Raw genomic sequence first — 3,848 nt, forward strand, 5'->3', positions numbered from 1 at the left:
GCGATAAGCCGCCCCCAAGTCGGTGTGGGCCGACGCCCACGACTTTGAACTTGAAGTTGAGAAAAAAGACTCAAGACTCTGATTCGGTCTTCTTACCCGCCAGCATGGCCAAAAAGTCATATTTCTGTTGTAACTCTTTCTCCGCCGCCGCATACAACATGTCTGCCACTTCCGGCTGTTGGGCATTTAATCTTCTGAACCGCTGCTCATTATTGAGCGTATCGGTCAGCCCGCCGGATGGCGGTCTGGAATCGAGAGTCAGTGCCGGTTTACCTTCTTCCACGCGACGCGGATCGAAGCGGTACAGCGGCCAGAAACCGGTGGTGGTCAGTTGTTTCATCTGGTCGTGGCTGAGCGCCAGATCATAGCCGTGTTCTTCACACGGGCTGTACGCAATAATCAGCGACGGCCCCGGATACGCTTCGGCTTCCTGTATAGCTTTGACGGTCTGGTTAAGCTGGGCACCGAGCGATATCTGCGCGACATACACATGACCGTACATCATCATGCTCACCCCCAGATCTTTGCGCGATTTGCGTTTGCCCTGTTCGGCGAATTTCGTGACTGCGCCGAGCGGGGTGGCTTTCGATTGTTGTCCGCCGGTGTTGGAATAACATTGTGTATCGAGCACCAGCACGTTGACGTTTTCGGTCAGACTCAGCACATGATCTAGCCCGCCGAAACCAATGTCATAAGCCCAGCCGTCACCGCCAATCAGCCAGATAGATTTGTCTACCAGATAATCCGCATCCGTTGATAACTGACGCGCATCCGGTGTGCCGATATCTGCCAGAATTTTACGCAACGCCGTGACATGTCCGCGTTTCACTTCCGGTGCGGAGGTGTCATCGCGCAGTCCGCCGAGCACGTCAGCCGGAATATGCTCTTCCAGTGAAGTCAGCAGACGCAGCACGCGGCGGCGATGCTGATCAACGGTCAGGCGGAAGCCCAGCCCGAACTCGGCGTTGTCTTCAAACAGAGAGTTTGCCCATGCCGGACCACGGCCATCAGAGTTGGTGGTGTAAGGCGTTGAGGGCAGATTACCGCCATAAATAGAGGAACAACCGGTGGCATTAGCGATCAGCAAACGGTCGCCATAAAGCTGGGTCAGCAGTTTGATGTAAGGTGTTTCACCACAGCCTGAACAGGCACCGGAGTACTCAAACAACGGGGTGATCAACTGAGAGGTGCGGATATCAATACGTTCCAGCGTGGTTTTATCAATTTCCGGCAGTTTAAGGAAGAAATCGTAACTGGCGCGTTCTTCTTCAAGATGGGTGATGCGATCCGCCATATTAATGGCTTTGACCGACGGATCCTGACGGTCTTTCGCCGGACAGACTTCAACGCACAGATTACAGCCGGTGCAGTCTTCCGGTGCGACCTGCAAGACATATTTCTGACCGCGCATGTCGCGGGATTTCACATCCAGCGATTGCAGCGCAGACGGGGCGTCTGCCATAAATTCCGGCTGAACCACTTTGGCGCGGATCGCCGAATGCGGGCAGGCGGCGACACAGTGATTGCATTGCGTGCACAAATCCGGCTTCCAGATCGGCACTTCTTCGGCAATGTTACGTTTTTCCCATTGGGTGGTGCCGGTCGGCCAGGTGCCATCCGGCGGGAAGGCCGAGACCGGCAGCGCATCGCCAAGACCTGCCAGCATAGTGGCAGTGACGGTTTTGACGAAATCCGGTGCTGCGTCGGACACAATCGGCGGACGTTTGCGGGGATTTTCAGGAACAGGTTGCAGCGGCACGGCGACCAGTTCTTCCAGCGTGGCGGCCAGCGCCATCCAGTTGCGGGTCACAATCTCTTCACCTTTGCTGCGGTAACTGCGGGCAATCGCGCCCTGCAATTCTTTCAGCGCGTCATCGCCCGGCAGAATCTGTGTCAGGTGGAAAAACGCCATCTGCATGACGGTATTAATGCGTGCACCAAGTTTACATTCGCGGGCGATTTTGGCTGCGTTAATCACATAGAAACGCGCCCCGCGCTCAAGCAGTGTGGCCTGTACTTCGAGCGGTAAACGTGACCAGACCTCACCGGCGCTGAACGGGGTATTGAGCAGGAAAATGCCCCCCGGACGCAGACGTTCTGCCATCTGATACAAATCGATAAACTGCCACTGATGACAGGCGACAAAATGCGCCTGACTCACCAGATAGGCGGATTTGATCGGCTTTGTACTGACGCGCAGATGCGACACCGTCAGGCCACCGGCCTTTTTAGAGTCATAAACAAAATAACCCTGTGCGTACATTGGCGTGCTGTTGCCGATAATCTTGATATTGTTTTTGGTGGCCGACACGGAACCATCGCTGCCCAGCCCGTAGAACAGGGCTTCGAGCGACGCGTGCTGTGGTAACTCTTCTTCTGCGACCGGCAGCGACAAGCCGGTGATGTCGTCATAAATGCCGACGGTAAAACGCGGGCGCGGCTGGCTGAGTGACAGTTCACGGAACACGGCGAGCACGCAATCCGGCCCGAATTCTTTTGAGGATAAGCCGTAACGGCCGCCGGTCACTTTTGGCAGTGAATCACGTTCGCCACGCGAATACGCTTCCGCCAGCGCAGTCATCACATCAAGGTATAATGGTTCTGCCAGCGCACCCGGTTCTTTGGTGCGGTCAAGCACGGCAATGCTTTTTACCGTTTGCGGCAGCACAGATAACAAATATTCAGCGCTGAATGGCCGGTACAGCCGCACTTTCAGCACGCCCACTTTCTCGCCGCGGGCCATCAGGGTTTCAATCACTTCTTCTGCGGTGCCGATCCCGGAACCCATCAGCACAATCACCCGTTCAGCCTGCGGATCACCGATATATTCGAACGGCTTATATTCACGACCGGTGAGGGCAGCAAAGGCCTTCATCGCGTCGATAACGTGCTGGCAGGTGGCATTGTAATAAGGATTAGTGGCTTCACGGGACTGGAAATAGGTGTCCGGGTTAGCCGAGGTGCCGCGGATCACCGGATGATCCGGTGACAGCGCGCGGGCGCGGTGGGCGTCAATCTGCGCCTGCGGCAACATCAGCCGGAGGGTGTCATCACTGAGCGGCGCAATTTTGTTGATTTCGTGTGAGGTACGGAAACCATCGAAGAAATGGATAAAGGGTACGCGGCTGTTGAGACTGGCAACCTGAGAAATCAGTGCAAAATCCTGCGCTTCCTGCACGCTGGCCGCAGAGAGCAGGGCGCAGCCAGTCTGGCGCACGGCCATGACATCAGAATGATCACCAAAAATTGACAACGCATGGGTTGCCACGGTACGCGCCGCCACATGCAGCACAAACGGCGTCAGCTCACCGGCCAGCTTGTAAAGCGTCGGGATCATCAGCAACAGACCCTGCGACGACGTGAACGAGGTTGACAGTGCGCCGGTTTGTAACGCGCCATGGACGGTAGAAATCGCACCGGCTTCCGACTGCATTTCCATGACGGCCGGGACATCGCCCCACAGATTTTTCTTTCCTTCGCCTGACCAGGCTCCCGCAATTTCGGCCATGGTTGAACTGGGCGTGATCGGGTAGATAGCAATCACTTCATTGGTGCGATAAGCCACGGAAGCGACTGCATTATTACCATCAGTGGTGATCATGGAATACCTTTTGCTTTGCTCATAATGGCGGCCAGCGGAAAAGTCGTTTTGCTGGCGAGAATGTTAAAAGCTTAGCAGAGGCCGGATTAATCGATTTATCCTGATTGTGTGCAGGGCTATTTCAGCTGGTATTTGAAGTGGTTACGCAATGACCACAGGCACTGGGATTATTATTAGCCGCTGTGCTTCAACCGGTTTGAGACAGCGGCTAAATAGGGTACAGAAGAAATGCCCGAGGGGATTAATT

The 3,848-nt window shown here is 55.2% G+C and carries 1 protein-coding gene; it reads right to left on the minus strand.

The features are described from left to right. Positions 1 to 70: 70 nt before the first annotated feature. Positions 71 to 3,601, minus strand: coding sequence for a pyruvate:ferredoxin (flavodoxin) oxidoreductase (nifJ, locus tag J1785_RS02695; RefSeq protein ID WP_217159420.1), 3,531 nt, complete (start codon positions 3,599 to 3,601; stop codon positions 71 to 73). Positions 3,602 to 3,848: the final 247 nt, after the last annotated feature.

The sequence above is a fragment of the Rahnella perminowiae genome (assembly GCF_019049755.1).
In the GTDB taxonomy this organism is placed as follows: domain Bacteria; phylum Pseudomonadota; class Gammaproteobacteria; order Enterobacterales; family Enterobacteriaceae; genus Rahnella; species Rahnella perminowiae.